This is a genomic window from Serratia sp. ME47 (assembly GCF_903970925.1).
Classification (GTDB): Bacteria; Pseudomonadota; Gammaproteobacteria; order Enterobacterales; family Enterobacteriaceae; genus Serratia; species Serratia ureilytica.
On the sequence record NZ_CAJCKE010000001.1, the window covers coordinates 415,127 to 441,492 of the forward strand.

At 59.6% G+C, this 26,366-nt stretch carries 26 protein-coding genes and 2 pseudogenes; 18 read left to right on the forward strand and 10 right to left on the reverse strand.

Translation table 11 applies throughout. The annotated features are described in order from the left end of the window. Positions 1-145: 145 nt before the first annotated feature. Together H7A77_RS02105 and H7A77_RS02110 are read left to right on the forward strand one after the other, a co-directional pair. Complete coding sequence (locus H7A77_RS02105; RefSeq protein WP_182073758.1) at positions 146-2,326, forward strand: glycoside hydrolase; 2,181 nt, start codon at positions 146-148, stop codon at positions 2,324-2,326. A gap of 61 nt (positions 2,327-2,387) precedes the next feature. Next, on the forward strand, positions 2,388-3,773 hold the full coding sequence (locus H7A77_RS02110) for a CoA transferase (RefSeq protein WP_182073759.1): 1,386 nt from the start codon (positions 2,388-2,390) through the stop codon (positions 3,771-3,773). Here the strand turns inward: H7A77_RS02110 and H7A77_RS02115 are convergent. Then, positions 3,770-4,645, reverse strand: a complete 876-nt coding sequence (locus H7A77_RS02115; RefSeq protein ID WP_182073760.1) for a LysR substrate-binding domain-containing protein — start codon at positions 4,643-4,645, stop codon at positions 3,770-3,772. The genes H7A77_RS02110 and H7A77_RS02115 overlap by 4 nt on opposite strands. A 101-nt stretch (positions 4,646-4,746) precedes the next feature. Here H7A77_RS02115 and H7A77_RS02120 point away from each other — a divergent pair, with 101 nt between their 5' ends. After that, positions 4,747-6,162 (forward strand): pyridoxal-dependent decarboxylase, encoded by a 1,416-nt coding sequence (locus tag H7A77_RS02120; RefSeq protein ID WP_182073761.1) that lies wholly within the window; start codon positions 4,747-4,749, stop codon positions 6,160-6,162. Positions 6,163-6,174: 12 nt separating this feature from the next. Here the strand turns inward: H7A77_RS02120 and H7A77_RS02125 are convergent, their stop codons facing one another. Next, positions 6,175-6,816: a GNAT family N-acetyltransferase gene (locus tag H7A77_RS02125; protein ID WP_033643593.1), complete on the reverse strand. Its 642-nt coding sequence runs from the start codon at positions 6,814-6,816 to the stop codon at positions 6,175-6,177. A 794-nt stretch (positions 6,817-7,610) separates the two neighbouring features. Here H7A77_RS02125 and rcsA point away from each other — a divergent pair. After that, positions 7,611-8,240 (forward strand): transcriptional regulator RcsA, encoded by a 630-nt coding sequence (gene rcsA, locus H7A77_RS02130; protein WP_019453510.1) that lies wholly within the window; start codon positions 7,611-7,613, stop codon positions 8,238-8,240. A gap of 216 nt (positions 8,241-8,456) precedes the next feature. Here rcsA and dsrB read toward each other — a convergent pair whose 3' ends face one another. Together dsrB and cspE are read right to left on the reverse strand one after the other, a co-directional pair. Further along, positions 8,457-8,657, reverse strand: coding sequence for a protein DsrB (gene dsrB, locus H7A77_RS02135; protein WP_033643594.1), 201 nt, complete (start codon positions 8,655-8,657; stop codon positions 8,457-8,459). A gap of 320 nt (positions 8,658-8,977) precedes the next feature. Beyond that, the gene (cspE, locus tag H7A77_RS02140) at positions 8,978-9,190 is read right to left on the reverse strand and encodes a transcription antiterminator/RNA stability regulator CspE (RefSeq protein WP_004935122.1); all 213 of its coding nucleotides are present in this window, start codon (positions 9,188-9,190) and stop codon (positions 8,978-8,980) included. 375 nt (positions 9,191-9,565) lie between these two features. Here cspE and H7A77_RS02145 point away from each other — a divergent pair, with 375 nt between their 5' ends. From H7A77_RS02145 to H7A77_RS02155, 3 genes are all read left to right on the forward strand, one after another. Beyond that, a complete protein-coding gene (locus H7A77_RS02145; RefSeq protein WP_033643595.1) occupies positions 9,566-9,943 on the forward strand; it encodes a hypothetical protein in 378 nt (125 codons plus the stop codon). Positions 9,944-10,451: 508 nt separating this feature from the next. Next, the gene (locus H7A77_RS02150; protein WP_004935132.1) at positions 10,452-10,661 is read left to right on the forward strand and encodes a hypothetical protein; all 210 of its coding nucleotides are present in this window, start codon (positions 10,452-10,454) and stop codon (positions 10,659-10,661) included. Positions 10,662-10,817: 156 nt separating this feature from the next. Then, a complete protein-coding gene (locus tag H7A77_RS02155; protein ID WP_033643596.1) occupies positions 10,818-11,825 on the forward strand; it encodes an NAD(P)H-quinone oxidoreductase in 1,008 nt (335 codons plus the stop codon). A 43-nt stretch (positions 11,826-11,868) separates the two neighbouring features. Here the strand turns inward: H7A77_RS02155 and H7A77_RS02160 are convergent, their stop codons facing one another. After that, the gene (locus H7A77_RS02160; protein ID WP_182073762.1) at positions 11,869-12,921 is read right to left on the reverse strand and encodes an SDR family oxidoreductase; all 1,053 of its coding nucleotides are present in this window, start codon (positions 12,919-12,921) and stop codon (positions 11,869-11,871) included. Between the two features lie 110 nt (positions 12,922-13,031). On the opposite strand from H7A77_RS02160, the gene H7A77_RS02165 reads away from it, so the two are divergent. Further along, positions 13,032-13,964, forward strand: coding sequence for a LysR family transcriptional regulator (locus tag H7A77_RS02165; protein WP_033650815.1), 933 nt, complete (start codon positions 13,032-13,034; stop codon positions 13,962-13,964). 3 nt (positions 13,965-13,967) lie between these two features. Here the strand turns inward: H7A77_RS02165 and H7A77_RS02170 are convergent, their stop codons facing one another. The 3 genes from H7A77_RS02170 to H7A77_RS25490 all read right to left on the reverse strand — a co-directional run bounded on the left by H7A77_RS02170 (position 13,968) and on the right by H7A77_RS25490 (position 14,913). Continuing rightward, a complete protein-coding gene (locus tag H7A77_RS02170; protein ID WP_019453502.1) occupies positions 13,968-14,357 on the reverse strand; it encodes a YidB family protein in 390 nt (129 codons plus the stop codon). Between the two features lie 95 nt (positions 14,358-14,452). Beyond that, positions 14,453-14,701, reverse strand: a complete 249-nt coding sequence (locus H7A77_RS02175) for a GlsB/YeaQ/YmgE family stress response membrane protein (RefSeq protein ID WP_004935146.1) — start codon at positions 14,699-14,701, stop codon at positions 14,453-14,455. A gap of 11 nt (positions 14,702-14,712) precedes the next feature. After that, a complete protein-coding gene (locus H7A77_RS25490; protein ID WP_033643599.1) occupies positions 14,713-14,913 on the reverse strand; it encodes a DUF883 family protein in 201 nt (66 codons plus the stop codon). A 628-nt stretch (positions 14,914-15,541) separates the two neighbouring features. Here H7A77_RS25490 and H7A77_RS02180 point away from each other — a divergent pair. Beyond that, positions 15,542-16,462: a Kdo(2)-lipid IV(A) acyltransferase gene (locus H7A77_RS02180; RefSeq protein ID WP_033650814.1), complete on the forward strand. Its 921-nt coding sequence runs from the start codon at positions 15,542-15,544 to the stop codon at positions 16,460-16,462. 176 nt (positions 16,463-16,638) lie between these two features. Further along, the gene (yjdN, locus tag H7A77_RS02185) at positions 16,639-17,058 is read left to right on the forward strand and encodes a VOC family metalloprotein YjdN (protein WP_046687369.1); all 420 of its coding nucleotides are present in this window, start codon (positions 16,639-16,641) and stop codon (positions 17,056-17,058) included. A 15-nt stretch (positions 17,059-17,073) separates the two neighbouring features. Here yjdN and H7A77_RS02190 read toward each other — a convergent pair whose 3' ends face one another. Beyond that, positions 17,074-17,268, reverse strand: a complete 195-nt coding sequence (locus tag H7A77_RS02190; RefSeq protein WP_089191962.1) for a hypothetical protein — start codon at positions 17,266-17,268, stop codon at positions 17,074-17,076. A 160-nt stretch (positions 17,269-17,428) separates the two neighbouring features. On the opposite strand from H7A77_RS02190, the gene H7A77_RS02195 reads away from it, so the two are divergent. Together H7A77_RS02195 and H7A77_RS02200 are read left to right on the forward strand one after the other, a co-directional pair. Then, positions 17,429-18,982 carry a sensor domain-containing diguanylate cyclase gene (locus tag H7A77_RS02195; protein WP_060660554.1) on the forward strand — a complete coding sequence of 518 codons (1,554 nt, stop codon included), beginning with the start codon at positions 17,429-17,431 and terminating at the stop codon, positions 18,980-18,982. A 493-nt stretch (positions 18,983-19,475) separates the two neighbouring features. After that, positions 19,476-20,369, forward strand: coding sequence for a Kdo hydroxylase family protein (locus tag H7A77_RS02200; protein WP_182073763.1), 894 nt, complete (start codon positions 19,476-19,478; stop codon positions 20,367-20,369). Between the two features lie 43 nt (positions 20,370-20,412). Here H7A77_RS02200 and paaZ read toward each other — a convergent pair whose 3' ends face one another. Continuing rightward, positions 20,413-22,479 (reverse strand): phenylacetic acid degradation bifunctional protein PaaZ, encoded by a 2,067-nt coding sequence (gene paaZ / locus H7A77_RS02205; RefSeq protein ID WP_182073764.1) that lies wholly within the window; start codon positions 22,477-22,479, stop codon positions 20,413-20,415. A gap of 317 nt (positions 22,480-22,796) precedes the next feature. On the opposite strand from paaZ, the gene paaA reads away from it, so the two are divergent. The 6 genes and pseudogenes from paaA to H7A77_RS25555 all read left to right on the forward strand — a co-directional run. After that, on the forward strand, positions 22,797-23,735 hold the full coding sequence (paaA, locus tag H7A77_RS02210) for a 1,2-phenylacetyl-CoA epoxidase subunit PaaA (RefSeq protein WP_042784922.1): 939 nt from the start codon (positions 22,797-22,799) through the stop codon (positions 23,733-23,735). A gap of 21 nt (positions 23,736-23,756) precedes the next feature. Next, positions 23,757-24,044 carry a 1,2-phenylacetyl-CoA epoxidase subunit PaaB gene (gene paaB / locus H7A77_RS02215; protein WP_004935173.1) on the forward strand — a complete coding sequence of 96 codons (288 nt, stop codon included), beginning with the start codon at positions 23,757-23,759 and terminating at the stop codon, positions 24,042-24,044. 8 nt (positions 24,045-24,052) lie between these two features. Next, entirely contained in the window at positions 24,053-24,811 is a 759-nt protein-coding gene (gene paaC, locus H7A77_RS02220) for a 1,2-phenylacetyl-CoA epoxidase subunit PaaC (RefSeq protein WP_042784923.1), read from the forward strand. A 9-nt stretch (positions 24,812-24,820) separates the two neighbouring features. Continuing rightward, positions 24,821-25,318 (forward strand): 1,2-phenylacetyl-CoA epoxidase subunit PaaD, encoded by a 498-nt coding sequence (gene paaD, locus H7A77_RS02225; RefSeq protein WP_042784925.1) that lies wholly within the window; start codon positions 24,821-24,823, stop codon positions 25,316-25,318. 13 nt (positions 25,319-25,331) lie between these two features. Then, positions 25,332-26,261 (forward strand): annotated as a pseudogene (gene paaE, locus H7A77_RS02230) (1,2-phenylacetyl-CoA epoxidase subunit PaaE); the annotation flags it as partial. Then, positions 26,252-26,366: pseudogene (locus H7A77_RS25555) on the forward strand (hypothetical protein); the annotation flags it as partial. The pseudogenes paaE and H7A77_RS25555, both read left to right, overlap by 10 nt.

A 26,366-nucleotide genomic window follows, 5' to 3' on the forward strand; every position in this document is an offset into this window, starting at 1 on the left:
AATGAAGTAAAGGCTAATTTATTAAACGAAAAATAAACTGGAATACGGCGTTTATATTTCGATGTCACAAATAGAAGATGGCGACATTGGGTGACAGTGCGCTTATCGGTAAACTGCCCTCTTTCATCTTCCAAGGACGCCCCTGATGAAACAACGGTTTTCCCCGCTCGCGCTGGCGCTGCTCATCAGTTTTCCCGCCGATGCCTTACTGCTGCAGCAAGGCGACGTGCAATTTGAACTCGACCCTGCCACGCTGCATATCGCCGCAGGCCCGGTGCCGATCAATCTGGCGCAGCCTGCGCAGCAGGTAACGGATCTTACCGCAACGCCACGACGCGCCAGCTGGCGATGGCCGCAACGCGCAATCAACGTCAGCGCCCGTCTGGAAGGCGGCGATCTGCGCCTGAGCTTCAGCAGCGATCGGCCGCAAACCCTGAACTGGTATCGTATGCCGCAGGGGGAAACGCTGCTGTTGCCGATCGGCGAAGGCAGCCGCATCCCGCTGGACAACGCGGTCTGGCGTCATTACCTGACGACGGAAATGACGCCGCTGGATACCAACTGGGATCTGAAACTGCCGCTGTGGAGCCTGCAACACCAGGGTAAGGTCTACAGCTGGCTGATGTTGACGCCGTTCAGTAACCAGATAGCCTTCGCCACCGCGCAGGAAAAGCTGGCGATGCGCGCCAGCCACCAATTCAATCGCTTCAATCAACAACAGGCATTCGAGGTGCTGCTGCACGTCGGCAACGCCCCGCTGTCCGGCGCCCGCCGTTACCGCGACTATCTGCAACAAAACGGCCGGTTCAGCAGCCTGCGCGAGAAGATCAAGCAGGCGCCCGAAGGCGAAAAGCTGATCGGCGCTACCCATATCTATCTGTGGGGCGACCAATTGCTGGCGGCGGAAGATGTCAAGGATTGGCCGGGATTACTGCACTACTTCGCTTCTCCCGCCGCCGAAGCGCTGCGGCAGAAGATGGACGCCGAGAGCAGAAGCTTGCTGCTGCGGCTGGCGGGAAAAACGCCGGAGGGCTGGCAACAACAGCCCCTGATCGACGGCATCAACCGGGCGTTGACGGCGCAGTTCGCGCTTGGCGCGACGCCGGATGACGCCGACTTTCTGCAGGCGCAGCAGCGCCAGGCCGCCGCAGTGCGGGCGCTGGCGCAACGGGAGCTGGGACGCTGGTTAACCCCAGCGGACGGTTGGGGGCAAGGGTTGGCCAAACCGGTGATCGACGCGCTGCGCCAGGCCGGTTTGCCGCGCCTGTGGTTGGGCACCGATAACTGGACCGCCGCCTTCCTGCACCCGCAAGCGGTAGCCGCCGCCAAAGCGGCCGGTTATCTGATCGCCAGCTACGATTCCTACGATACCGCCATCGCGCGCGGCGTCAACGACAGCTGGCTCACCGCGCAGTTGCCGACGACGCTGCGGGAATCCTGCGCCATCGTGCGCGCAGACGGCAGCAGGAAACCCGGCTTCGGTAAACAGGGTTATTACCTCAATCCAGGCTGTGTCCTGCCCTATTCTCAACAGCGCATGCGCGAACTGGTGCAATTGGCCGGGTTGAACAGCCTGTTTCTCGATGTGGACGGCACCGGCATGGTGTCCGACGACTATCAGCCCGACCACCCAACCGGCGCGGCGCAGATGGCCGAAGCCCGCAACGCCCGGCTCGCCTGGTTCAGCGCCACCCTTAAGTTACCGCTGGGCTCAGAGGATGGCAACGCAGTGACCGCGCGCAGCCTGATGTTCGCCCACGGCATGGAAACCTGGGGATTCGGCTGGGGAGATAAACAGATGAATCAGGATAAATCCTCGCCCTATTATCTCGGCGCTTGGTGGCCCAACGCCCAACCGGCGTTTTTCTTCCGCCCCGCCAAAGTGAAACAGCCCTACCGTACCGTCGAATTCGATCCGCGTTACCGCCTGCCGCTGTACCAGGCCGTTTTCCACGATGCTATCGTCAGCAGCCACCACTGGAATTACGACAATCTGAAGTTCAGCGACGTTCAGACCACCCGCAGCCTGCTCAGCCAGTTGTACAACACCGCGCCGATGTTCCACCTGAGCCGCACCACTCTGGCGGCGCGCTTACCGGCGATAAAACGCGCCGACGCCGCCTTCCGGCCGCTGCATCAGGCCTTGTGGGATAAAGCGTTAACCGACTTCCGTTGGCTCGATCGGGACGGCTGGGTGCAACAGACGACGTTCAGTGACGGATCGACCCTGACCGCCAATTTCAGCGCGCAGCCTTTCGGCGGCGTGGCGCCCCACAGCGTACGCGCCAAACTGGCCGACGGCCGCACTCTCGACGTCGCACCTTAGCAAGGCCGCCGACAGTGGGCTACGCTAGGCTATATTTCCGTTTACCCACAAGGAGCGGCCGATGACTCCCCTGATCCACACTCTGCTCGACGAGATTTGGCAAAGCCTCGGGCAATGCCCCGCCCCCGCCGATCGCCTCACCGTAAGCGGCACCGGCGCATTGCCTTCGGCTTTTCCCGTGACCGAATTGGCCACCGCCGCCTGGAGCGCCGCAGGTTTAGCCTGCGCCGAGCTGCTGCGGCGCGAGGGCGCCGCAGCGCAGCAGGTTTGGGTCGATCAACGCCTGGCCTCGCTTTGGTTCGGCTGGACGCTGCGCCCGCTGGGTTGGACACTGCCCGCCGCCTGGGACGCGCTGGCCGGCGACTACGCCACGGCGGACGGCTGGATACGCCTGCATACCAATGCGCCGCACCATCGGCGAGCGGTGGAGCAGGTGCTGGGCCCGGCATCGAAGAAAGGCGCGCTGGCGGAACGTGTGCTGGCCTGGAAAAAAAGCGAGCTGGAGGAAGCGGTGATCGCGGCCGGCGGCTGCGCAGCCCAAATGCGTTCGGCGGCCGCGTGGCGACAACATATTCAGGGTAAAAGCGTGGCGCTCGAACCGCTGATCCACACCGCATTGCAGCCGGAAGCGCCATCGCCCGGCTGGACGCTGCCCGTCGCCCGGCCGCTGCACGGCGTGCGGGTACTGGACCTGACGCGCATTCTCGCCGGGCCGATCGCCACGCGTTTTCTCGCCGGCTTGGGCGCCGACGTGCTGCGTATCGACCCTTACGGGTGGGATGAGCCCGGGGTCGAACACGAAGTGATGTTGGGCAAGCACAGCGCGCGCCTCAACCTGACCAATGCGCGCGATCGCCATACGTTTGAGCACCTGCTGAGAAACGCCGACGTCATCGTGCACGGCTACCGCGCCGGCGCGCTGGAGAAACTGGGCTATGGCGCGGAGGAAAGGCACGCGCTGGCGCCGGGCCTGATCGACGTCTGCCTGAATGCCTACGGCTGGAGCGGGCCGTGGCGCACCCGGCGCGGTTTCGACAGTCTGGTGCAGATGAGCTGCGGGTTGGCGGAGGCGGGCATGGTTTGGCGCAGCGCCAGTTTGCCGGTGCCGCTGCCGGTACAGGCGCTGGATCACGCCACCGGCTATTTGATGGCGGCGGCGGTGCTGACCGGTATGACGCAGCGCCTGTACCGCGGCACCGGCTATCGCGCGCGCTTGTCGCTGGCGCGGACGGCGCAGCTGCTGCTGGCGCATCCCTACCCGACGCATTATCGGCCGGAACCGCTGACACCGGCCGGAAGCGCCGACGAGAACCCTGAAACGGAACTGACTTACTGGGGGGCCGCGCAACGCCTGCGCGCGCCGTTGAGTCTGCAGGGCACGGCGCTGCAATGGGCGCTGCCGGCGACCACGCTCGGCACCTCGCAACCGGAATGGCTACGCCGCTAAATCGCCGCCAACTGCTGCTGAAGCCACTGCAGCAAGCGGGTGACCGCCGGCGTCAACCCGGCGGTCTGCGGCCATGCCAGATAAACGTCGTCATCGCTCAGGCGACAGGGCGCGGCCAAGGCCACCAGCCTCCCCGCGTCGAGGGCATCCTGCACCAGCAGCTTTTTCGCCAACGCAATGCCAAACCCTTGCTCCGCTGCGCGAATCAATAATCCGGCATCGTTGAACAACGCCTGTTGCCGCCCGCATAACGGGCGCCCCTGCGCGTTGAACCAGTCGCGCCAGGGACTGACGTCGTGCTCGAGTAACGGAATATCGCCACCGTTCTCGAAAGCCGCCCCCCATTCTCGCGCCATATCCGGCGAAGCGACAGGCAACACGTCCCCCGAGGCGATGCGCTGCGCCTGCAGCCCCGCCCATTGACCGCGGCCGATGCGGATCGCCGCATCGAACCCCCGCTGCGACAGATCCTGCAGCGCCAGCGACGCATCGATATCCAGCGCAATATCGGCACAGGCCTCATGAAAAGCCGACAGACGCGGCAGCAGCCAGTAATGGGCAAAAGACGGCAACACGCTGATGCGCAGCGTCTGGCTTGCCGCCGCTCGCCGGGCGCGGGCGACGCCCTGCTGCAGCGCCTGCAGCGCCGGCTCTACCGCCGCCAGCAACTCTCGCCCGGCGGCATTCAGGCGCACGCCGCGCCCGCGCCGTTCAAACAGCGGAGAGCCGACCGCCTGCTCCAGCAGCTGAATTTGCTGGCTGACCGCGCCGTGCGTCAAATGCACCTGTTGCGCCGCAGCGCGCAAATTTTCCAACCTGGCGGCGATCGCAAAGGTCGGCAAGACATGCAAGGGAATGCGTTCACTCATCATTGGTTAACCAGGCTATCCAAAAAGGTTATTTTTCATCGATTTTGACCGGCAGGCAAATGTTCTATGTTTACCCCATCATCCCTGACGCTTTCGGAGCCGCCATGCACCCACGTTTACAACAGGACCTCGCACAGTTTCCGCAGATCCTCGATCGCACCCGCCAACTGGCGGAAGATTTCCTGGCTGGGCTGCAGCAACGCTCGGTCTGCCCACCGCTCGAGCATCAGCAGCTGCAACCGGGCGACGATCGGCTCGACGAAAACGGCGAAGGCGCCCTGGCGGCGCTGGAGCGTTTTTGGCAACGTTATCAGGCCGGCATTTCCGCCAGCGCCGGCCCGCGTTATTTCGGCTTCGTCACCGGCGGCGGCACCCCGGCGGCGGTCGCAGCGGACTGGCTGGTTAGCGTGACAGACCAAAATAGCCTGCTCAGCCATGATACCATCGCAGCCACGATCGAGCTGGCGGCCGTGACGCAATTGAAATCCCTGCTGGGCCTGCCGGAAACGTTCAGCGGCAGCCTGGTCAGCGGCGCGACCATGGCCAATTTCACCGGGCTGGCCATTGGTCGGCAGTGGCTGGGGCAACAGCGCGGCGTGGATATCGCCCAACAAGGCCTGGCGGCGCTGGGCCCGATCCGGGTTCTGGGAGCCAATCCACATTCCAGCAGCGTGAAGGCGCTCAGCATGCTCGGTATCGGCCGCGAGGCGTTGACGATCGTCGCCAGCCTGCCGGAGTCTGAAGCCATGGATATGGCGGCGCTGGAGCGGCAGCTCGCCGCCGGCGCTGGCCAGCCAACGTTGGTACTGGCCAGTGCCGGCACAGTCAATACCGTCGCTTTCGACGATCTGCCGCAACTGCTGGCGCTGCGAGAGCGTTATCCATTTTGGCTGCATGTCGATGCGGCATTCGGCGGCGTGGCGGCCTGCTCGCCGCTCTACGCCCCAAGGCTCGAGGGCTGGCAGCATGCCGATTCCATCACCGTCGATGCGCACAAATGGCTGAACGTGCCTTATGACAGCGCGATCCAATTTACCCGCCATCTGGATCTGCAGATGCAGGTATTTCAGAACCATTCGGCCTACCTGGAAGCACCGACGCTGCGACCAGACAACTATCTGCATCTGACGCCGGAAAATTCGCGCCGCTTCCGCGCCCTGCCGCTTTGGCTGACGCTGAAAGCCTATGGCCGCAGCGGCATACGTGATATCGTCGAGCGCAATGTCGAACTGGCGCAGGCGCTGGGAGCGGCGTTAGCGGCCGAGGACGGTTTCCATCTGTTGGCGCCCGTGAATATGAACGTGGTGTGCTTTGCCCTCAGTCATCCACAGGGCGACAGCGAAGCGGCGCGCGATCGCTTTCTCGAACGCCTTAGCCGGCATGGGGTGGCGCGTTGCACCCCTACGCGTTATAACGGCCAGCCGGGGATCCGCGCCGCGCTGGTCAACTGGATGACGGAGGAACAGGACATTCGCCTGACGCTGGACTCGCTGCGCCATTGCCTGGCGGAGACGGCCTAAACGCCTGGCGCGTCACCCGGGCTGGAAGGCCTGCAAACGCCGTTCTTGCCGCCCGTCGTCGCCGATGTTATCCGGCGACAGCCAGGCGGCAAACGCCGAGCGCAGCGCCGGCCATTCTCCATCGATGATCGACAGCCAGTCGGTGTCGCGCGTGCGTCCTTTGACGACGACCGCCTGACGGAACGTGCCCTCATAGCGAAAGCCAAAACGCTCGGCGGCCTGACGCGAAGGCAGATTGAGGCTATCGCATTTCCATTCGCAGCGCCGGTAACCCAGATCGTCAAACAAATGGCGCAGCATCAGGAAAATGGCCTCGCTGCCGAGCGCACTGCGCTTCATCAGCGGGGACCAGTTGATGGTGCCCAGTTCAGCCGCACCGTTGGCGGGATCGATGCGCAAAAAAGCGCAGGTTCCTACCGCGCGCCCGTTCGCCTGATCGATCACCACCATCGTGCGCCTGTCGGCGCTGGACGCCAGGGCCTGCAGGTAATGCTGAAAATCCTCGCGTGTCTGCGGCCGCGCCCAAAACAGATAGGTCCAGTCGCGGTCGTCCTCGGCGGTTTGATAAGCCTGATAAAGCTCGTCGCCCCAGCGTTCGAGGTTCAGTGGTTCCAGGCGGCAAAACCGCCCTGACAGTAACGCTTGCCCGGGCATGCCTGCCGGCTGCCAATGAGGGAGGGCATCGCCTATCGGCTGCCCATATTGATTTTGTCTCACCGCGACATCCTGTTTTTGAAAGGTGCAAGAGCAAATTAAAACCGGCGCGTGTCAGAAACAACTCCGACCTGCCGCCGCCCCTGCCGACCGGCTGGCAAGACGATAGTTTAGAAAAATCACTCAATCACCGATAAACATTCACACAAATGATTTCATATGAAATAAATATCCACATAACCTATTGTAAAATGGTGATTTATGGCAACAATTAAGCTACACATTCCAGCAATAATGTTAACTTTTGTTTGTTGTTATGATAAAAACAGAAGCGCTTATCATTAGCGAAAGGTGCCAAGATAATCATAACGCAATGATTTTTATGATTAAAAATAGAAGAGCCTAGAAGCGAGTGCTTTTTGAGCACTTAAAAAGCACGCTAAAAGACTTCAAAAAAAAGACACATGAATTTTTTTTAAGACTTTTCCTAGCAAACTAAAATTTTGTTTCGTGACATGATGAACAGATTATCAGCAGACAATGCCGGCAGGCGCGGGCGCCAAGCGCGAATCAGGCCCATCATGCCGACGCCGGGCGAGTAGCGGATCGCTCTGACTTAAGCCAAACTTATAGATTCATGCGATTAATAAGTTTAGTATGAAAATATCATTGAGTGCCGTCGTGTTTATTGATAGAACACTCGCTACACTGAATTATTGTTCCATTTTGCCTTTCGGCTTTTTAGGCTTTTTCTCATATTACCGCAGTAAAACGGATTTAAGTGGGGGTGCGATATGCCAACGATTATCATGGATTCATGTAGCTATACCAGATTGGGGTTAACCGACTATCTGACTTCGCATGGCGTGAAGAAGCGCCATATTAATGCCATCGAGGACATTGACAGCCTGCATGAAAAATGCAGTAAGTTGAATCCTAGCCTGGTGTTTATTAACGAGGACTGCTTCATCCATGAAGCAAACGCCACGGAGCGAATAAAACGGGTGATTTCACTGCACCCGGATACGTTATTCTTCATCTTCATGGCTATTACCAATGTACATTTCGACGATTATTTATATGTTCGCAAGAACGTCATCATATCGTCAAAATCCATCAAACCAGAGACTATGAATCAGCTACTTAGTCATTATCTCGAGAAAAAATCCCTACGGGTGGAGAAATCTTCTCTGGATCAAACGCCGGTGACGCTGAGCCAAACTGAATCGAACATGTTACGCATGTGGATGTCAGGGCAAGGCACCATCCAGATATCAGACCAGATGCAAATAAAGGCCAAAACGGTCTCTTCCCACAAGGGAAACATCAAGCGGAAAATAAAAACGCACAACAAGCAGATCATTTACCACGTTGTCCGTTTGACCGACACATTGACTAGTGGAATATTCGTCAATAGCCGCTGAACCGTAGAGAACGCCCCCACTTTGTTTACCCATCGTTAATTTCCGGTGATAACGTAATCCGGTTCTCAAACGCTGGGATAACCAAAAGAATACCTGCTGCGTTATCCCCCGCTAGCGCAACGGGTATTTTTATGTCGTCGATAAAAAAATTCTTACCGCATTGAAATAATCTCAAAATAGACAGTTTCGTTAGCAAATTAATGAGATTATTCGAAGTTACTGCCCGGGCGCGCCGCAAGGCTCCACAAAAGTGCCGTCACGGCTGTCGATTTCATTAAAAAACCACACGCCCGCCGGGTAGTCCTCAAGAGACACCAGATACATGGTACCTTCGTTGAAGACCTCTACGGCCAGAATGACGCCTTCGCGCCGTGGGCCACCATCTGTTTTTACCGTCACTCGATCGTTAACCTGCATACCCTTCCCCATTCTTTGCGATTGGCATCAGTGTATTACAAAACCCCGGGTGAAGGACACCGCCCCAGCCCTGCCGGTTTCTGCTATCAGCGTAGCAGCCGCCTGGATTTTCACTTTCTTAACGGTTTGACCGCAGAATCTTAAGCCGTCCTCGCGTAACCTGTCTTCAGGCGTTTCCCCCCCAGAGAAGCGCTTGCAAATGAAGAAGTAACAAGGAACTTTTGCCCGCAGACTTGCGGGCTTTTTTTTATGCGCCGTCAAATTGCAGGCATAAAAAAACCCGCCTCGGCGGGTTTTATTCAATCAGCGGTAGACGCCAATTAGATAGCGGTAACGTTAGCCGCAGATGGACCTTTCGCACCGTTCTCGATAGAGAACTGTACGTTCTGGCCTTCAGCCAGGGTCTTGAAGCCTTGATCCTGGATAGCAGAGAAGTGTACGAATACGTCTTTGCTGCCGTCTGCTGGGGTGATGAAACCAAAACCTTTAGCTTCGTTGAACCACTTCACTTGACCTTTGATCATGTTGGACATGTCTAATTTCCTTCAATAATAATGTTAGCCGCCATGGGCGAGATAGCCGGTCATCAGTTACTTATGGAGGCACTGGAAAGGAAATTCGTCAGAGAAGGGCTATCCGGGATAACGCTTTAAATTTGAACTACTTTACTCAAAATGTCGTGCATAAATAGGTCTGTACCACAGGCCGACATCATTAACTCACGAGCGAGCGGCAATAGCAACCTTTTTCGCCGTGCAGGGGCGTTAATCTCGGCTAAACGCACAGGATTTGACCCCGTCTGCCTACGGGATCGCCAGCTGAATCCCCATTACGCCGCAGGCAAATGATAGTAATTCTCGTTTTACTGTTTTATAGTTGCCCGGCGTAATCATCCAGGGAGACTCACCATGCCGAGATGGCTCACATTACCGGCCGCCAGCGCCGCCGCCCTGCTGGCCTTTGCCGCTTACAGCGCCCCGCTTGGCGCGCTGGAGCTGAATTATCAAGCCCCCGATCCCAGCGTCGCCCCCGCGCCCAAGCCGCCGACGTCGCCTGGGCCCGCGCCCAAGGCCGAGAAACCGCCGATCACCTGGGCAGAGGCGCGAGATAAAAACGGTTTTCGCGTCGACATCGAGTGCGATCATCCGGGCTGCAGCAAGCCGCGCACCAAACCTTATCCCGCGTATGACGGCCCGGTGAAGAAAACCGATCGCCGCCGCCAATCCGATCCTTATTCCACCAACCAGGATCCCGATTACAACATTCAGTTAGGCTATGAGTGGTAATGACGCTTTCGGAGAATACCTATACCTCACGCAATCACGGCCGCTTAGAATGGCGTCAGTTCACCACTCCTCCTGGTGTTGAACATGACAAGCTGTGTTGCAAATCTTTATGCGCCTCCCTATAGGCGCTTTTTTTTGCCCTTCTCGCATCTCGCCTTTCCGATTACAGATTGGTCTCATTGCCCTGCAAAGTGATGAATGTCACAAATACGCCTCCTTGCCATTCTTATTCGGAGGTGATGTTCATGGCCACAGGATCTCTTGCCCTCCTGGCCGTCTTGGCCGGCATTGCGGGCTATGCGCTCTATAAACACTTCAAATCTCAGAAGAAAAGCGCATTCGTTCGCCCGCACGATCGGTAACCGACAACGCATTTTCACCGCAAAGGCGCGGCACGCCGCACGCCGCGCCTGCGGTTACCGTCATCCTTTCATCACAAAACTGTCACAATATGGCCATATGATGATTAGCGATTATCCGTTCTGGCTTAACACCAAGGATTTCGCCCATGACCATAATTAAAGCTGCAAACCACCAGGAAGCAGAAAAGCTCATCCGCGCCGGCACAGCCAAGAAAATCGAACTGGCTTACGACATCGGCAGCGACGATTTCTTCCAGCTTGCCAGCCTGTGGTGCGATAAAGGCGCCAAGATCTCCAAAGGAAAAGAACACTTTATCGTTTCATTGAAAGGGTTCCGCATCCCCCCTAACGATTGATGCCCAGCCGCCCATCGCGGCGGCGTCTCCTCCTCTTCCTCGCAAAACCGCTCTATTCGACCACGCGTACCTCATTCGATTTCGCTAAGCTAACAGCAGACTTTATTGTGGACGCGCCACCTGATAACCGCGTCCGCCACGATGAGGAGAGTAACCATGTCAACGAATGCACCGCTGCCCGACACGATGAAAGCGATTGAGATCAGCCAACCCGGCGCCCCCGAGGTTCTGGTCGTCGCCGAACGTCCGGTGCCGGTTCCGCAAGCGGGCCAACTTCTGGTGAAAATCGCCGCCGCCGGCGTTAACCGCCCCGACGTGCTGCAACGTCAGGGGAACTATGCGCCACCGCCCGGCGCCTCGGATATTCCCGGCCTCGAAATTGCCGGCGAAGTGGTGGCCATCGGTGAAGGCGTGACCCGCTTCGCGATCGGCGATCGGGTTTGCGCCCTCATCGCCGGCGGTGGCTACGCGCAATACTGCGCCGTGCATGAAAGTAATGCGCTGCCGGTTCCGGCGGGCCTGAGCCTGACCGAGGCCGCCGCGCTGCCGGAAACCTTCTTTACCGTCTGGGTCAACGTGTTCCAGCGCGGTCACCTCAAAGCCGGCGAGACCGTGTTGATCCACGGCGGCACCTCGGGTATCGGCACGGTCGCCACCATGCTGGCGAAAGCCTTCTGCGCCCAGGTGATCACCACCGTCGGTTCAGAAGAGAAGCGTCAGGCGAGCCTGGCGCTGGGCGCCGACGTGGCGATTAATTACCGCAACGAAGACTTTGTCGCCCGCACCAAAGACGCCACTAACGGCAAAGGCGCCGACGTGATCGTCGATCTGATCGCCGGCGACTATGTGGCCAAGAACTATCAGGCCGCAGCGATGGAAGGCCGTATCGTGCAAATCGGCACGCAAAACGGCGTGGTAAAAGAGCTCAACCTGATGCCGCTGCTCTTGAAACGCTTGACCCATACCGGTTCGACGCTGCGTTCGCGCAGCGTCGCGGACAAAGCGCAGATTGCCGCCGAGCTGCACGAGAAAGTTTGGCCGCTGCTGGAGCGCGGCGTGCTGAAACCGCAAATCTTTAAAACCTTCCCGCTTGAAGAGGCGGCCGCTGCGCATGCGCTGATGGAATCCAGCGAGCACATCGGCAAAATCATGCTGACGTTCTGAGACCTTTCCCCGCAGCGGGGCTGCGGGGACATTTATGCCGCATTCAGGGAATGATGCGGCGACGACGGAATGCATCGAACAGCGAGAAAAACATGGCTTCGGTTTCGACAAACTGATGGAAACCGAAACGCCGCGCCTTGCTGCCGTCCGCGAACATGTCGTAGTCCCAGGAAAAGACGAAATCGGCGAAACGCCAGCCGGCCACCGCCCGGTAATCGGGCTCGGTCAAGGAGTGCCGTTGCGCCAGCTCACGCCACAGCGGCGCTTTGTCCACCATCATGTTTTCCAGCGTCATCGGCAACGGCGGCGCACATTCCAGCCCGAAGTACGCGGCGATTTTCGGCCACATTTCGCTCCAGCGAAACAGATCGCCGTTGTTGATGTTAAACGCCTGATTGGCTGCCGCAGGTTCGGTCGCCGCCCAGAGCGTGGCGCGCGCCAGCAGTCCGGCGTCGGTCATTTCCAACAGGCTGTGGTAAGCGCCCGGCTTCCCGGGAAAGCGCAGCGGCAGCCCGAGCGCTTTACTGATCGAGGCGTAAACCGCGATGCTTAACGCTAGATTCATCGGGTTGCCGAGCGAGAAGCCCCCCACGACGCTCGGGCGAATGGCGCTCCAACGCCAGCGCTTGCCTGTTTGGCGCTGCTCCAGATACTGCTGCTGCGCCACGTTAAACTCCGGCGGCATATGCCCGGCATCGCTTTCACGCGCCGGCGTTTTAAACGGCCCCAAATGCGCGCCATAAACTTTATAGCCCTGCATCAGGCTGATATGCTCCAACGCCGGCGCAATCGGCTCCAGCCCTTCGACAACGTGTTGCAACATTTGCAGGTTCGGCGCCACCAGCCCCGCCCAATCCGGAGCATCCTGATAGGCGGCATAGAAAACGTGGCTAATCGCGCTCAGCGGCCGCAGCGCGTCCCGCGTCGCCGCCGCATCCAGCACGTCAACCTGCAGGTGGCGCACCCCAGGCGCCGGTTCGCCGCCCCGGCGCGAGACGCCCACCACTTGCCAACCTTGGTCAATCAGCTCCTCAATCAATCGGCGCCCAATCACGCCATTGGCGCCGATCACCAGCGCCTGTCGCTTTGCGTCCATTTTGTCACCCCTCAGACTATCGATACCCTGAGTGTTATTGATTAGCGATACTTGCGGTAGATGAGGGTTTCCACTAACACTAATAAGAAATATCTATAGGCAAAATCGACATGGATAAGCTGAACGCAATGAAAACCTTTATGCGGGTGGCGGAGCTGGGCAGCCTGTCGGCCGCCGCGCGCGATCTGCGTTTGACGCAGCCGGCGGTCAGTCAGCAAATCGCCGGTCTGGAACAGCAGTTGGGGGCGCAGCTGCTGTTTCGCAGCACGCGTGCGGTCACCCTGACGGAGGCCGGCAATGATTACTATCAGCGCCTCAAACCGATTATGGCGGCGGTCGACGAAGCGGAAGAGGCGTTGCACGGCCAGCACCACCAGCTGCAGGGCAATTTGCGCCTGCATGCGCCGACCGGATTCGGACAACGGCATATCACCCCTTTGGCCATCGCGTTCCAAAAACGTCATCCGGATCTCACCATCGAGCTGCTGCTGGACGATCGCCGCGCCGACGTCATCGGCGAAGGCATCGACGTGGCGCTGCGCTTCGGCGAATTGCATGCGCCCGGCATGGTGGCGAAACGGTTGGGTGAGCTGCAACGCCTGCTGGTCGCGTCGCCGGCCTATCTGGCCAGGCATGGCGCCCCTCGTTCGCCGGCGGATCTGGTGAAACATGCGCACATTCGCTACAGCGGCCTAAACGATGGCGATACGCTCACCCTGCTCGGCCCCCACGGCGCCGAGATGGTCGCGCTGCGGCCCACGTTTCGCGCCAACAATACCTTATCGCTGCTGGCGGCCATCGAGGCCGGGGCCGGCATCGGTGGCGCTCAGCGGCCGCTGATCGGCGAACAGCTGGCGACGGGCGCGCTGGTTCCCGTCTTGCCGGAATACCGCTACCCGCCCATGGCGCTGCATGCGGTCTATCCCGCTTTACGTTTTATTCCGCAGAAAGTGCGCGCCTGGGTGGCGCATTTGCAACAGGCGTTGACGGCGATCGAGGGAATTAGCGGAGTGAATGCCCCCGGCCAGACGCCGGGAGCATAATCATTATTTGAACAGTTTGCCGACCATGTCGCCCAGTTCATTGCTGTCTTGCTGCACTTCACCGTTTGGCGAAGCGGCATCCGCTACCGTCGGCAAGAACTGTGCAATGGTGCTGGACGCCTGGGCCGGATCGACGCCCAGCTTTTCAGCCAGTTGATTGATCGCATCGCTGCCCAACGCCTGCTGCACATGATCGCCGGTAATCGGCTGGTTTTCGCCGTTACCGAGCCAGGAACCGACGATATCGCCGAACTGCCCCTGGCGGAACTTGTCTAAAATGGCCTGCAGGCCGCCTTGTTGCTCGACCCACTGCATAATGGCGATGTAGTCGATGCCTTTGCCGTTGGCGCCGCCGCCCAGAATGTTACCCAATACGCTATCGAACAGACCCATGATATTCCCCTTTCAGCCGCTGCGGCCCGCGCCGCACAGCCGGATTGATTTCACGAAAAAGGGCCGCCGCGGCGACCCTGTTGAGCAACGGCTGCTTAGCCTTTGATCTTCCTGTAGACAAAAAGCACCACCAGGGCACCGATGACCGCCACCACGAAGCTGCCCAGGTTAAAACCGTCAACGCGTCCCATACCGAAGAAGGTGCTGATATAGCCGCCGACGACGGCGCCCACGATCCCCAGTATAACGGTAACAATAAAGCCGCCGCCGTCTTTGCCCGGCATAATCCATTTAGCCAGGATACCGGCGATTAAACCAAAAATGATCCAGGAAATGATGCCCATTTTTACTCTCCCTATTGCCTTTTGCCTAACAGAAATCCTATTACCAGGCCCACGACGGCGCCGGCGCCTACCCCTGCCCAAGGGTTATCCTTGATGCAGGCACATGATTGCTCGAGCGCTGCCTTTACGCCGCTGCGCACTTCGCAGGCGGTGGTTTTAACGTAGTCGCTCGGTTGCTCAACACCGCTTAGATCGTCATTTTCATATGACATGTCAAATCCTTACAGACCCGCCCTCTGAGAACTTCGTCACCTGTTTCACGTCCGGCGCCGCCCGTTCCGCGATCTTGCTCTGGACACTCTGCCCACAGCCGTTCAAGACGGGGCGTACGGCGACAAACGCACAACATCACACTATGACTATAGTAAAAAATCAGCGGTTTACCCATTTCCGTCCGTCTGAATTTCACCGCTTCAAAAGCGATCGCATTTCATCCCATTGTCATCTGGGCAGGCTAAAGTTTAAACACAGCCTCCTGGAGGAAACGCCGATGTTCAATGCCCCTTTTGTCCTGATTCTCGCGCTGCTGTATGCGCTGGCGGCCGTTTGGGACGGTTCCGCCGCGCTGCTGTTTCTCTAAGGTTACATAGTGGTTGTCACTTTTGCGATGCGCTGAATTGTGTCCTTATTTTTCAATGTCGCCAGCCGGTTGAAATAGCGGTGAATATCCGCCCTTCCCTCGGTAAAAATCTCATTTCGTTCCGTTTTCCGTCTGCGCTTAAATAAAGCGTAAAAAAAAGCATGAATGGAAAACCCGGTCTCACAAAAAATGCTCTATCATTTCGCACATAACAATTTGGGTTAAGGTCCCATTGCGAAATTAAAGGAAGAACAGAAAAAATGATTTCAAACCAACGCTTTGAGCGCGAATTCTTGCGCCCTCGTTATTGGTTGCTGTGGATAGGGCTGGGAATACTCTATCTATTGGTGTTATTGCCCTACCCGCTCATTTATCGGCTTGGACACGGCCTTGGCAGAATCGCCATGCCCCTGATGAAACGCCGGGTAAAAATAGCGCGCCGTAATTTAGAACTCTGTTTCCCTGAGATGCCCGCCGCCGAACGAGAGGCGCTGATTGTCAAAAATTTTGAGTCCGTCGGCATGGGCCTGTTCGAAGTCGGCATGGCCTGGTTCTGGCCTGACTGGCGCATCGCCCGTTGGTTTAAGGTGAGCGGCATGGAAAACATGCAGTTGGCGCGTCAGGACGGGAAAGGCGTGCTGCTGATCGGCCTGCATTTCCTCACTCTGGAGCTGGGCGCGCGCATCTTCGGCATGCAAAACCCCGGCATCGGCGTACACCGCCCGCACAATAACAAGCTGATGGAATGGGTGCAGACCTGGGGCCGGCTGCGCTCGAATAAATTCATGATCGATCGTAAAGATATCAAAGGCATGATCCGCAACCTGAAGCAGGGTGAAATCCTGTGGTACGCGCCGGACCACGATTACGGCCCGCAAAGCAGCGTGTTCGCGCCGTTCTTCGCCGTGGAAAACGCCGCCACGACGACCGGCACCTATATCCTGGCGCGTATGGGGCGGCCGTCGATCGTGCCATTCGTGCCGCGCCGTCTGCCGAATGCCCGCGGCTACGAGCTGATCGTGCAGCCGCCGCTGACGGACTTCCCGCTGGACGATGAAACGCGCGCGGCGGCCATGATGAACCGCGTGGTGGAAGAACAGGTGCTGCTGGCGCCCGATCAATACATGTGGTTGCACCGCCGCTTTAAAACCCGCCCACCCGGCGAACCTTCGCTGTATTAACCGCCTTCGTGCCTTCGCCCGCCCTGCCGGCGGCGAAGGCGCTCACCTAGCACGAGCATTCTACGTCAGGGGGACTACACTAATAAGTCACCGACGGCAATTATTGCCGCCAGCAATCATTTCTTCCCGCCCGAGGGCCGGTCGTTGCCTGTCGGACCACAACCGAGGTCAATGTCATGCTGGTACAACCCTATTTGTTCTTCAGCGGTAACTGTGAGCAAGCGATTAACTTCTATGTACAGCAGTTGAATGCCAAAATTGAAATGGTCATGCGTTTTAAAGACATGCCCGAAGAAGCCCGCCAAGGCGGGCCGCAGGATGTCAATCCTGAAGCGATCATGCATGCGCGTCTGCTGATTGGCGACGGCGTGCTGATGGCCTCCGACGGCTGTCCGCAGGATGACAGCGGCGGCGCTTCCCACAAAGGCTTCTCGCTGTCGCTGAACCCCAGCGACGCGGAACAAGGACGCAAACTGTTCGATAATCTGGCGCAGGGCGGCCAGGTGACGATGCCTTATCAAGCCACCTTCTGGGCCAAAGGCTTCGGCATGCTGACCGACAAATTCGGCGTCAACTGGATGATCAACGTCGAATAACCCCGCATGGCGCCGCTAGCTGTAGCGGTGCCAGTCATACGCCGCTTTGGCGAACAGCACGAACAACACCGTCAACAGCGCCAGCCCCAACCGCCAATAAGGCGACCGTCGCCGCCGCCAGGCGAAGAACATCATCACCGCCAGCGCCCCCAGTGTGAGGGGGTAATACACCGCCAGCGTCAGTAAAGCGATAATGATGTAATCCGACATGGCTCTTTTACTCCTTCGCGTTCACACCGCCGCAAATGCGGGGTGCGAGGCGCCTTTCTCCCTATCGCCACGTTAAGGGCTAGAGGTCTGGCGCATTTATGCATAAAATATAAGATTGCTCTTAACTCAAATTGAATAGTAATCAAACAACAAGGGTGACATGACTCAGCAGCAACCCATACAGGATGCCGCGGCGCCGCGCAGCGTTAAAAGCTCCCCATTATTATTTCAGGCCGGCGTGTTTGTCATCATCGTTGCCGCCACGCTGATCCTCTTTAACAGCTGGCAAATCTGGAACGCGCACCAGCGGGATCTGCGCAGCGCCGAGCATGAATCCGCCAACCTCGCCCGTTCGCTGGCGCAGCATGCCGACGATACCTTCATGCAGGTAGACGGCAATCTGCTCGATCTGACCGAACGTCTCCAGAACGACGGGCTGGGGCCCTCGCAATTGACCCGGCTGCAACGGGTGATGCAAACCCAGGTCGGCAACCTGCCGCAGCTGCACGGGATGTTTATCTACGATGCGAGCGGCCGCTGGCTGGCGACCTCCTCGGGCAAATTCATCAAGAACGCCAACAACGCCGATCGCGATTACTTCAAATATCACCAAAACCGCGATGGCGGCGGTCTGTACATCGGCGAGGTGATCCGCAGCCGCACCACCGGCGATCTGATCATCCCCGTTTCGCGGCGCTTCAACAACCCGGACGGCAGCTTTGGCGGCGTGGTGCTGGCGACGTTGTACGTCGATTATTTTCGCCAGTTTTACGACAGTTTCGCCCTCAACACCGACGCCTCGCTAAATCTGCTGCTGGCGGACGGCACCATCCTCTACCGCCGCCCTTACTCGGCGGCCTCGATCGGTAAAAATATCGCCAAGGGCGTGTTGTTCAGCGAAATATTGCCGCATTCGGAATTCGGCAACGCCACCATCACCTCGCTGTACGACAAAGTGGAGCGCATCTACGGCTATTCGCGGGTCAACCGCTTTCCGCTGGTGATCGCCGCCGGGCTGTCGAAACGCGACGCGCTGGCGGACTGGCGCACCGACGCCGGCCTGTTCGCCGCCGGCGGCCTCTCTCTGCTGATGATCCTGCTGGCGATGGGCGCGGTGCTGCTGCGGCAAATCAAGCACAGCATGCAAACCGAAGCCGAGCTGATGCGTACCCGCGATCAGCTGACCAGCATCAACCAGATGCTGGAAGAACTGGCGCTGCTGGACAGCCTGACCGGCCTGGCCAACCGCCGCCAGTTTGACATCGCGCTGAAGAACGAGCTGGCGCGCGCCTCGCGCAACTACCGCAGCGTGGCGCTGCTGATGCTGGATATCGACTACTTCAAGCAGTACAACGACAGCTACGGCCACGTCGCCGGCGACCAGTGCCTGCAGCAGATCGGCCAGACGCTGAAAGGGTTGGCGTGCCGCAGCAACGATATTCTGGCGCGCTACGGCGGCGAAGAGATGGGGATTATCCTGCCGGATACCGACGTGCAGGGCGCGCTGATTTTCGCCGAACGCGTCATCCAGGCGGTGCGCGATCTGAAGATCCCGCATCAGGGCAACCCGCACGGCATCGTCACCATCAGCATCGGCATCTGCGCCAAAGTGCCGCATATGTATAACGATACGCCGATCAGCTTTATCAATGAGGCGGACAGCGCGCTGTATCAGGCCAAGAAAAAAGGCAAAAACTGCATTTACGGCGCTTAATCACTCATCGGGCCACCAAAATTGGGCGGCCCGATTTATTCCCACGACAAAAATGAAATAATTTCCCGCCGAAACATTATTTCCCCAATTTGCCCCGCTCTCGAATGAAATAACGCCAATAAATAAGCAGCATATTTATTTCCATTACAATTCAATAAGATAAAAAACTCGCTATTCAGCGGACAATTCGTGCCATTTTTGATTATTCGTGCCTACGCCGAGCCTCGTTTAGCCTCCGTTTACTTTTCATTGGCATTGCCGGTGATACCCTTATCAGGACTATTCTATATATCAGGAAGCCATCGCACGCTTCGGCGCACTGCGCCCTGCTGATACATCCATAATAGAACCCATAAATTTCACGTTGCATTTGGGCGACCGACGCAAAGACTTTTGGCGTCGCTCCAGCCAGCCACGGCGCAAGCCAGTGCAGCCAACCACGCGGCAACCTGAAAGGCGGGAATAAAGCGATATAGATTTGCGAGGAGATCTCATGCCTACTGGCGATATTATGCGTGAACAGGCCGTCCTGACGCTGCCGTTGCGACAATGGGCGGCAGCGGAAGCATCCAGCGCAGTCAGCGAACTGGAACAGGGCAAGGTGCTGTTTCTGCCCGAACTGGCCTTCACCCTGTCTGAGCAGGAAATGCCGCTGCTGGATCCGGCGCTGGTCGATCCGAAGCGCAAAAACATCAGCTATCAACCGCTGTCCGGCAAGCTGACCGGCGTCGCCGTCGCAGAGCGCCGGCAGCAGGTTCAGCAACTGCTGGAACGTTATTACCAATCTTGCCGCCAGCTGATCGCCGGGCTGTTGCCCGAGTATCAGGAGGCGCTGCACCATCCGACCGGCAGCCTGCGTTTGCATCCGGTTTCGGCCTGGCGCGCAAGCAGCTCCTGGCGCAAAGACGACAGCCGGCTGCATGTCGACGCTTTCCCGTCGCGCCCGAACTACGGCGAACGCATTCTGCGCATTTTCACCAACATCAATCCGCACGGCGAGCCTCGCCAATGGCGCGTCGGCGAACCGTTCCCTGAGCTGGCGCAACGCTTTATGCCGCGTCTGGCGCGCTACTCCGCCTTCAGCAGCTGGCTGCAGCACCGGGTACGCATCACCAAAACCCGCCGCAGCCATTATGACCACCTGATGCTGCAGTTGCATGACGCCATGAAGGCCGACGGCGATTATCAACAACAGGGGCCGCAGCTGGCGCTGGCGTTTCCGCCGGGCAGCAGCTGGATTTGCTTCTCGGATCAAACGCCGCACGCCGCGATGGGCGGCCAGTTTATGCTGGAACAGACCTTCTTGCTGCCGGTGAACAAGATGCAGGATCCGCAGCGTTCGCCGCTGAAAGTGCTGGAACAGCTGCGCGGTCAGCCGCTGATCTGAATAGATTGCCGCCGCCGGCAGCTCCGGCGGCGGCAAGCGCGCATCACGCCTCGAAGTCCCCCTGTTGGCGCGCCACCAACGTCAGGATACTGTACAGCGCCACCGGCTGCTGTTCCTGATTCAATACTTGCACATCCCACACCACCACGCCGTGCGGCCGATCTTCGGCGGTTTTCTGCGGCTTGCGGATCTTCTTCTTGCAGGTCAACCGCACCTGAATGGTGTCGCCGATCTTCACCGGTTCGATAAAGCGCAGATTCTCCATGCCGTAGTTGGCGATCACCGGCCCGACGGCGGCATCGACAAACAGCCCGGCCGCGGCGGACACCACAAAGTAACCGTGCGCCACCCGCTCGCCGAACAGCGAATCGGCGGCGCCGATCTTGTCCATGTGCGCGTAGAAATGATCGCCGCTCAGGCAGGCGAAGTTGACGATATCCGCTTCGGTCACGGTACGGCGCGCGGTCAACAGGCTGTCGCCCAGCTGCAGCTGCTCGAAGTATTTCCGGAACGGATGTACCGGGTGCTCAGCGACCGGCGCGCCGCGCACCCATTCACCGCCGATGGCCGCCAGCATCGCCGGACTGCCCTGGATCGCCGTGCGCTGCATATAGTGCTTCACCGCACGCAATCCGCCCAGCTCTTCCCCGCCGCCGGCGCGCCCCGGGCCGCCGTGCACCAGCATCGGCAGCGGCGACCCGTGGCCGGTGGACTCCGCCGCCGCCTGTTCATCCAAAATCAACATGCGGCCATGGGCGCACGCCGCCGCGCGAATGAAGCGCTTGGCCAATGCCGGATCGGCGGTCACCAGCGAGCCCGCCAGGCTGCCTTGCCCCAGCAACGCCAGCGCGATCGCCTGCTCAGTATCCGCATACGGCATCAGCGTCGCCACCGGGCCGAAGGCCTCAGTGCCGTGCACCGCCTGATGGGTGAACGGATCGGCGCAATACAGCAAGGTCGGCGGATAAAACGCCCCGCCGCGCGCGCCGTCGCCCAGGATTTCCAGCTTATCCAGCGCCGCGCCGCACAGCGGCTCGCAGCCGTTGCGCAGCAGGAACTTCACCTTGCTTTGCACATCATCACGCTGCTCGTGGCTGACCAACGCCCCCATGCGCACCTGCTCCAACTGCGGGTCGCCCACCGTCACCCCAGCCAGGCGCTGCAACAAGGCCTGACGCACCGCAACCACCTGCGCCGCCGGCACGATGATGCGGCGGATCGCGGTGCACTTCTGCCCCGCCTTGGCGGTCATTTCACGGCACACCTCTTTGATAAACAGCGCAAACTCCGGCATCTCCGGCGTTACGTCTTCCGCCAGCACGCAGCAGTTGAGCGAATCCGCCTCCATGGTGAAGGCGATCGATTTCTCCAACAGCCGCGGGTGCGCGCGCAGCCGCTGTCCGGTCTGCGCCGAACCGGTGAACGTCACCGCATCCTGATAATCCAGGTGCGCAAACATGTCGCCGACGCCACCGCATACCAACTGCAGCGCCCCTTCCGGCACCAGCCCGCTGTCGACGATCAGCCTGACCATCGCCTGCGTCAGCTGCGCGGTGGCGGTGGCCGGCTTGATGATGGCCGGCATGCCCGCCAGCCAGGTCGGCGCCAGTTTTTCCAGCATGCCCCAGCAAGGGAAGTTGAAGGCGTTGATATGCAGCGCCACGCCCGGGCGCGAGGTCAATACGTGGCGAGCGGCGAACTGCGCCTGTTTCGACAACGGGATCAGCTCATCCTCCGGCCACAGGGTATCATCCGGCAGATCGCGGCCGGCCATGCCGGCATAGGCGAACAGCGTGGCGATGCCGCCTTCGATATCGACCCAGCCGTCGCTGCGCGTCGCCCCGGTTTGATAGGAAATCTGATACAGCGCCTCTTTGTGCGCCAGCAGGTGTTTCGCCACCGCTTTGAGCATCTGGGCGCGCTGCTGGAACGTCATTTGCGCCAGCGCCGGCCCCCCGTGGCGGCGGGCATAGCTCAGGCTCGCCGCTAACGGCAGGCCGTCGGAGCAGACCTGGTACAGCGCCTCGCCGGTCACGGCGTGGCGGATCTCGCGGCTCTCTCCCTGCCCATACACCCAGGCGCCAGAAAGATAACTGTGTAACTGCTGCATGTGCCCTCCAAAATTCATAAATTTTCACCCTACAGCTTAATTACGTATCACATAAATGCCAGTTTACGCCAAACTCAATTTTAACAAAAAGAGAACAAGAAGCGCGTTCAAGCCGCTTTCCCTGTCGTTAACACAGAGTCATTGATTTTATTTATCAAATTAAATCAACAATATAAACAATTCACTTGTGAGTGCGCTCGCAAAACCACATGAATCTCGTTTGATCTTTTTGTTATCAGTTTGTAGCCTTATGGTTAGTTAAAGTGATTCACATTTTTATATTCAATGTGAAAAATACGAATCACCAAGAGGCGAGCATGACAACTGAAGCACAGTATCAGCAGCATTTCGACGCCAAGATCGCGGCGGATATCGCTATCGAAGCCAAAGACTGGATGCCGGACGCTTACCGTCAGAACCTGATTCGGCAGATTGGCCAACACGCCCATTCGGAAGTCATCGGCATGCTGCCGGAAGCCAACTGGTTGACGCGCGCCCCCACGCTGCGCCGCAAAGCGGTGCTGCTGGCCAAAGTGCAGGATGAGGCCGGCCACGGCCTGTACCTCTACAGCGCCGCCGAAACCCTCGGCTGTTCGCGCCAGGACATCTACCAAAAGATGCTCGACGGCAAAATGAAGTACTCCTCGATCTTCAATTACCCCACGCTCAACTGGGCGGATATCGGCGTGATCGGCTGGCTGGTCGACGGCGCCGCCATCGTCAACCAGGTGGCGCTGTGCCGCGCGTCCTTCGGCCCCTACGCGCGGGCGATGGTGAAAATCTGCAAAGAGGAAAGCTTCCACCAGCGCCAGGGCTACGAGGCGGTGATGGCGATGGCCCACGGCAGCGATGCGCAGCGCGCGATGTTGCAGGACGCCATCGATCGCTTCTGGTGGCCGGTGCTGATGATGTTCGGCCCAAGCGACGCCGACTCCCCTCACAGCGCCCAGAGCATGGCCTGGAAAATCAAACGCCACAGCAACGATGAACTGCGGCAAAAGTTCGTCGACAACACCGTGCCGCAGCTTGAGGCGCTGGGCATGACGGCGCCGGACCCGAGTCTTACCTGGGACGAGGCCGCCGGCCACTATCGCTTCGGCGAGATCGACTGGAGCGAACTGCATGAAGTGATCAAAGGACGCGGCCAATGCAACCACGAACGCCTGCAGGCCAAACGCCGCGCCTGGGAAGACGGCGCCTGGGTACGCGACGGCGCCATGGCCCACGCCGCGAAAAACGCCGCTTCCGCCGCATAGCCAACATAAGGAACCGAGATCATGAGCCACGTTGAATGGCCGCTGTATGAAGTGTTTATCCGCAGCAAACAAGGGTTGGCGCATCGCCACGTCGGCAGCCTGCACGCCGCAGACGACCAAATGGCGCTGGAAAACGCCCGCGACGCCTACACGCGCCGCAACGAAGGCTGCTCGATCTGGGTGGTGCAATCGCGCCATCTGATCGCCTCGCAGCCGGAAGATCGCGGCGCGTTCTTCGATCCGTCCGAAGACAAGATCTACCGTCATCCGACGTTTTACACCATTCCCGACGGCATCAAGAACATGTAGAGGCGACCATGACGGTTAACGATCCGCGCATCAGCTATTTGCTCCGCCAGGGCGACACGCCTTTGATCCTCGCCCAGCGCCTGTGCGCCTGGTGCGGCCACGCGCCCGAGCTGGAAATCGATCTGGCGTTGGCCAACATCGGTCTCGATCTGCTCGGCCAGGCGCGCCACTTCCTGGGCTACGCCGCCGAACTGGCCGGCCCGCCCTGCAGCGAAGACAGCCTGGCCTTCGGCCGTGACGAGCGCCAGTTCCATAACCTGCTGCTGGCGGAACAGCCGAACGGCGGTTTCAACGACACGTTGGTGCGCCAGTTCCTGCTCGACGCCTACCACGTGCAGCTGCACCAGGCGCTAAGCCGCAGCCGCGATGCGCAGATCGCCGCCATCGCCGCCAAATCGTTGAAGGAAGCCGATTACCACCTGCGTTTCAGCCGCGGCTGGATGATCCGCCTCGGTGACGGTAACGATATCAGCCACCGCAAGATCCAACTGTCGCTGGATAACCTGTGGCGTTTCACCGCCGAACTGTTCCATGCCGACGCGCTGGAGCTGACGTTGGCAGAACAAGGCATCGCCGTCGATCCGCGCGAGCTGCAGGCCCCCTGGCAGGCGCTGGTGGTGGAGACGCTGCGCCAGGCGACCTTGACGCTGCCTGCCGAGCAGGCGTTCCGTCAGGGCGGCAAGCAAGGTCAGCACAGTGAACACCTCGGCCCGCTGCTGGCGGAGATGCAGTTCCTGCAGCGCGCCTATCCAAACAGTCAGTGGTAGGAGGCCGCGATGAACGTCACTCGTTTGCAACCCGCCGAAATCCCGCAGATTTGGCACTGCCTGCAGCAGATCAGCGATCCCGAACTGCCGGTGCTGTCGATCACCGATTTGGGCATGGTGCGCGACGTGGTGCGCGACGACAGCGGCTGGCGCGTGACCTTCACCCCAACCTATTCCGGCTGCCCGGCCACCGAATTTTTGCTCAACGCCATCGAGCAGCGGCTGACGGCCGCCGGATTCAGCCCGGTGCGGGTGGACATTCGCCTCAGCCCGGCCTGGACCACCGACTGGATGAACGCCGACGCCCGCGAACGGCTGCGGCAATACGGCGTAGCGCCGCCGCAGGGCCACACCTGCGATCGGCCGCACGCCCACGGCCCGGTCGCCTGCCCGCGCTGCGGCAGCACCCACAGCGAGAAGATCAGCGAGTTCGGCTCCACCGCCTGTAAAGCGCTGTACCGCTGCTGCGACTGCCGGGAACCGTTCGATTATTTCAAATGCATATAGGAGCGCTGACACCATGACGGTCTTTCATCGCCTGAACGTCGCCGCCATCGAGCGCGAAACGCCGGACGCCGTAGCCATCACCCTGCGGGTGCCCGAAGAGCTGCAAAACCAATACCGCTACACCCCCGGCCAGCACCTGACGCTCAAGGCGCGGGTCAACGGCGAAGAGCTGCGGCGTTGCTATTCCATCTGCAGTTCACCGCAGGAAGGCCTGCTGCAGATCGGCGTAAAAGCGATTGATCAGGGCCGTTTCTCCGGCTTCGTCAACCGTATGCTGAAAGTCGGCGATGCGCTGGAAGTGATGGTGCCGCAGGGGCGCTTCGGCTATCAGCCGCAGGCGGAACGCCGCGGCAATTACCTGGCGATCGCCGCCGGCTCCGGCATCACGCCGATGCTGTCGATCATCAAAGCGACGCTGCAGCTCGAACCGGGCAGCAGTTTTACCCTGATCTACGGCAACCGCAACAGCCGTTCGATGATGTTCAAAGAAGCGCTGTCGGATCTGAAAAACCGCTACCCGCAGCGTTTTCAGCCGCTGTACCTGTTCAGCCAGGAGAGCCTCGACAGCCCGCTGCTCAGCGGCCGCATCGATCGTGAACGCCTGACGGCGATCGGCGGCGCGCTGCTGGATTTCCGCGACTATGACCACGCCTTCATCTGCGGGCCGGAATCGATGATGGACGACGCGCAGACCGTGCTGAAACAGGCCGGCGTCCCGGCCAACCACATCCACAGCGAACGTTTCAACACTAGCGGCCTGGTCGCCCGCCCGCGCCATAGCGGCGATCGCAACGCCGCCAGGGTGACAATCCTGCTCGACGGCCGCCGGTTGGATATCGAGCTCGGCGAACAAGACGACAGCATTCTCGACGCTGCGCTGCGCCAGGGCGCCGACCTGCCCTACGCCTGCAAAGGCGGCGTATGCGCCACCTGCAAATGCCGCTGCCTGAGCCGGTGACCGGCAACGGGCTGGAGCAAGAGGGGCTGCCGCTGCCGATCCGCCAGAGCGACGCGCTGTACGAGTTTGAACAGACCGGCAGAGCGTCGG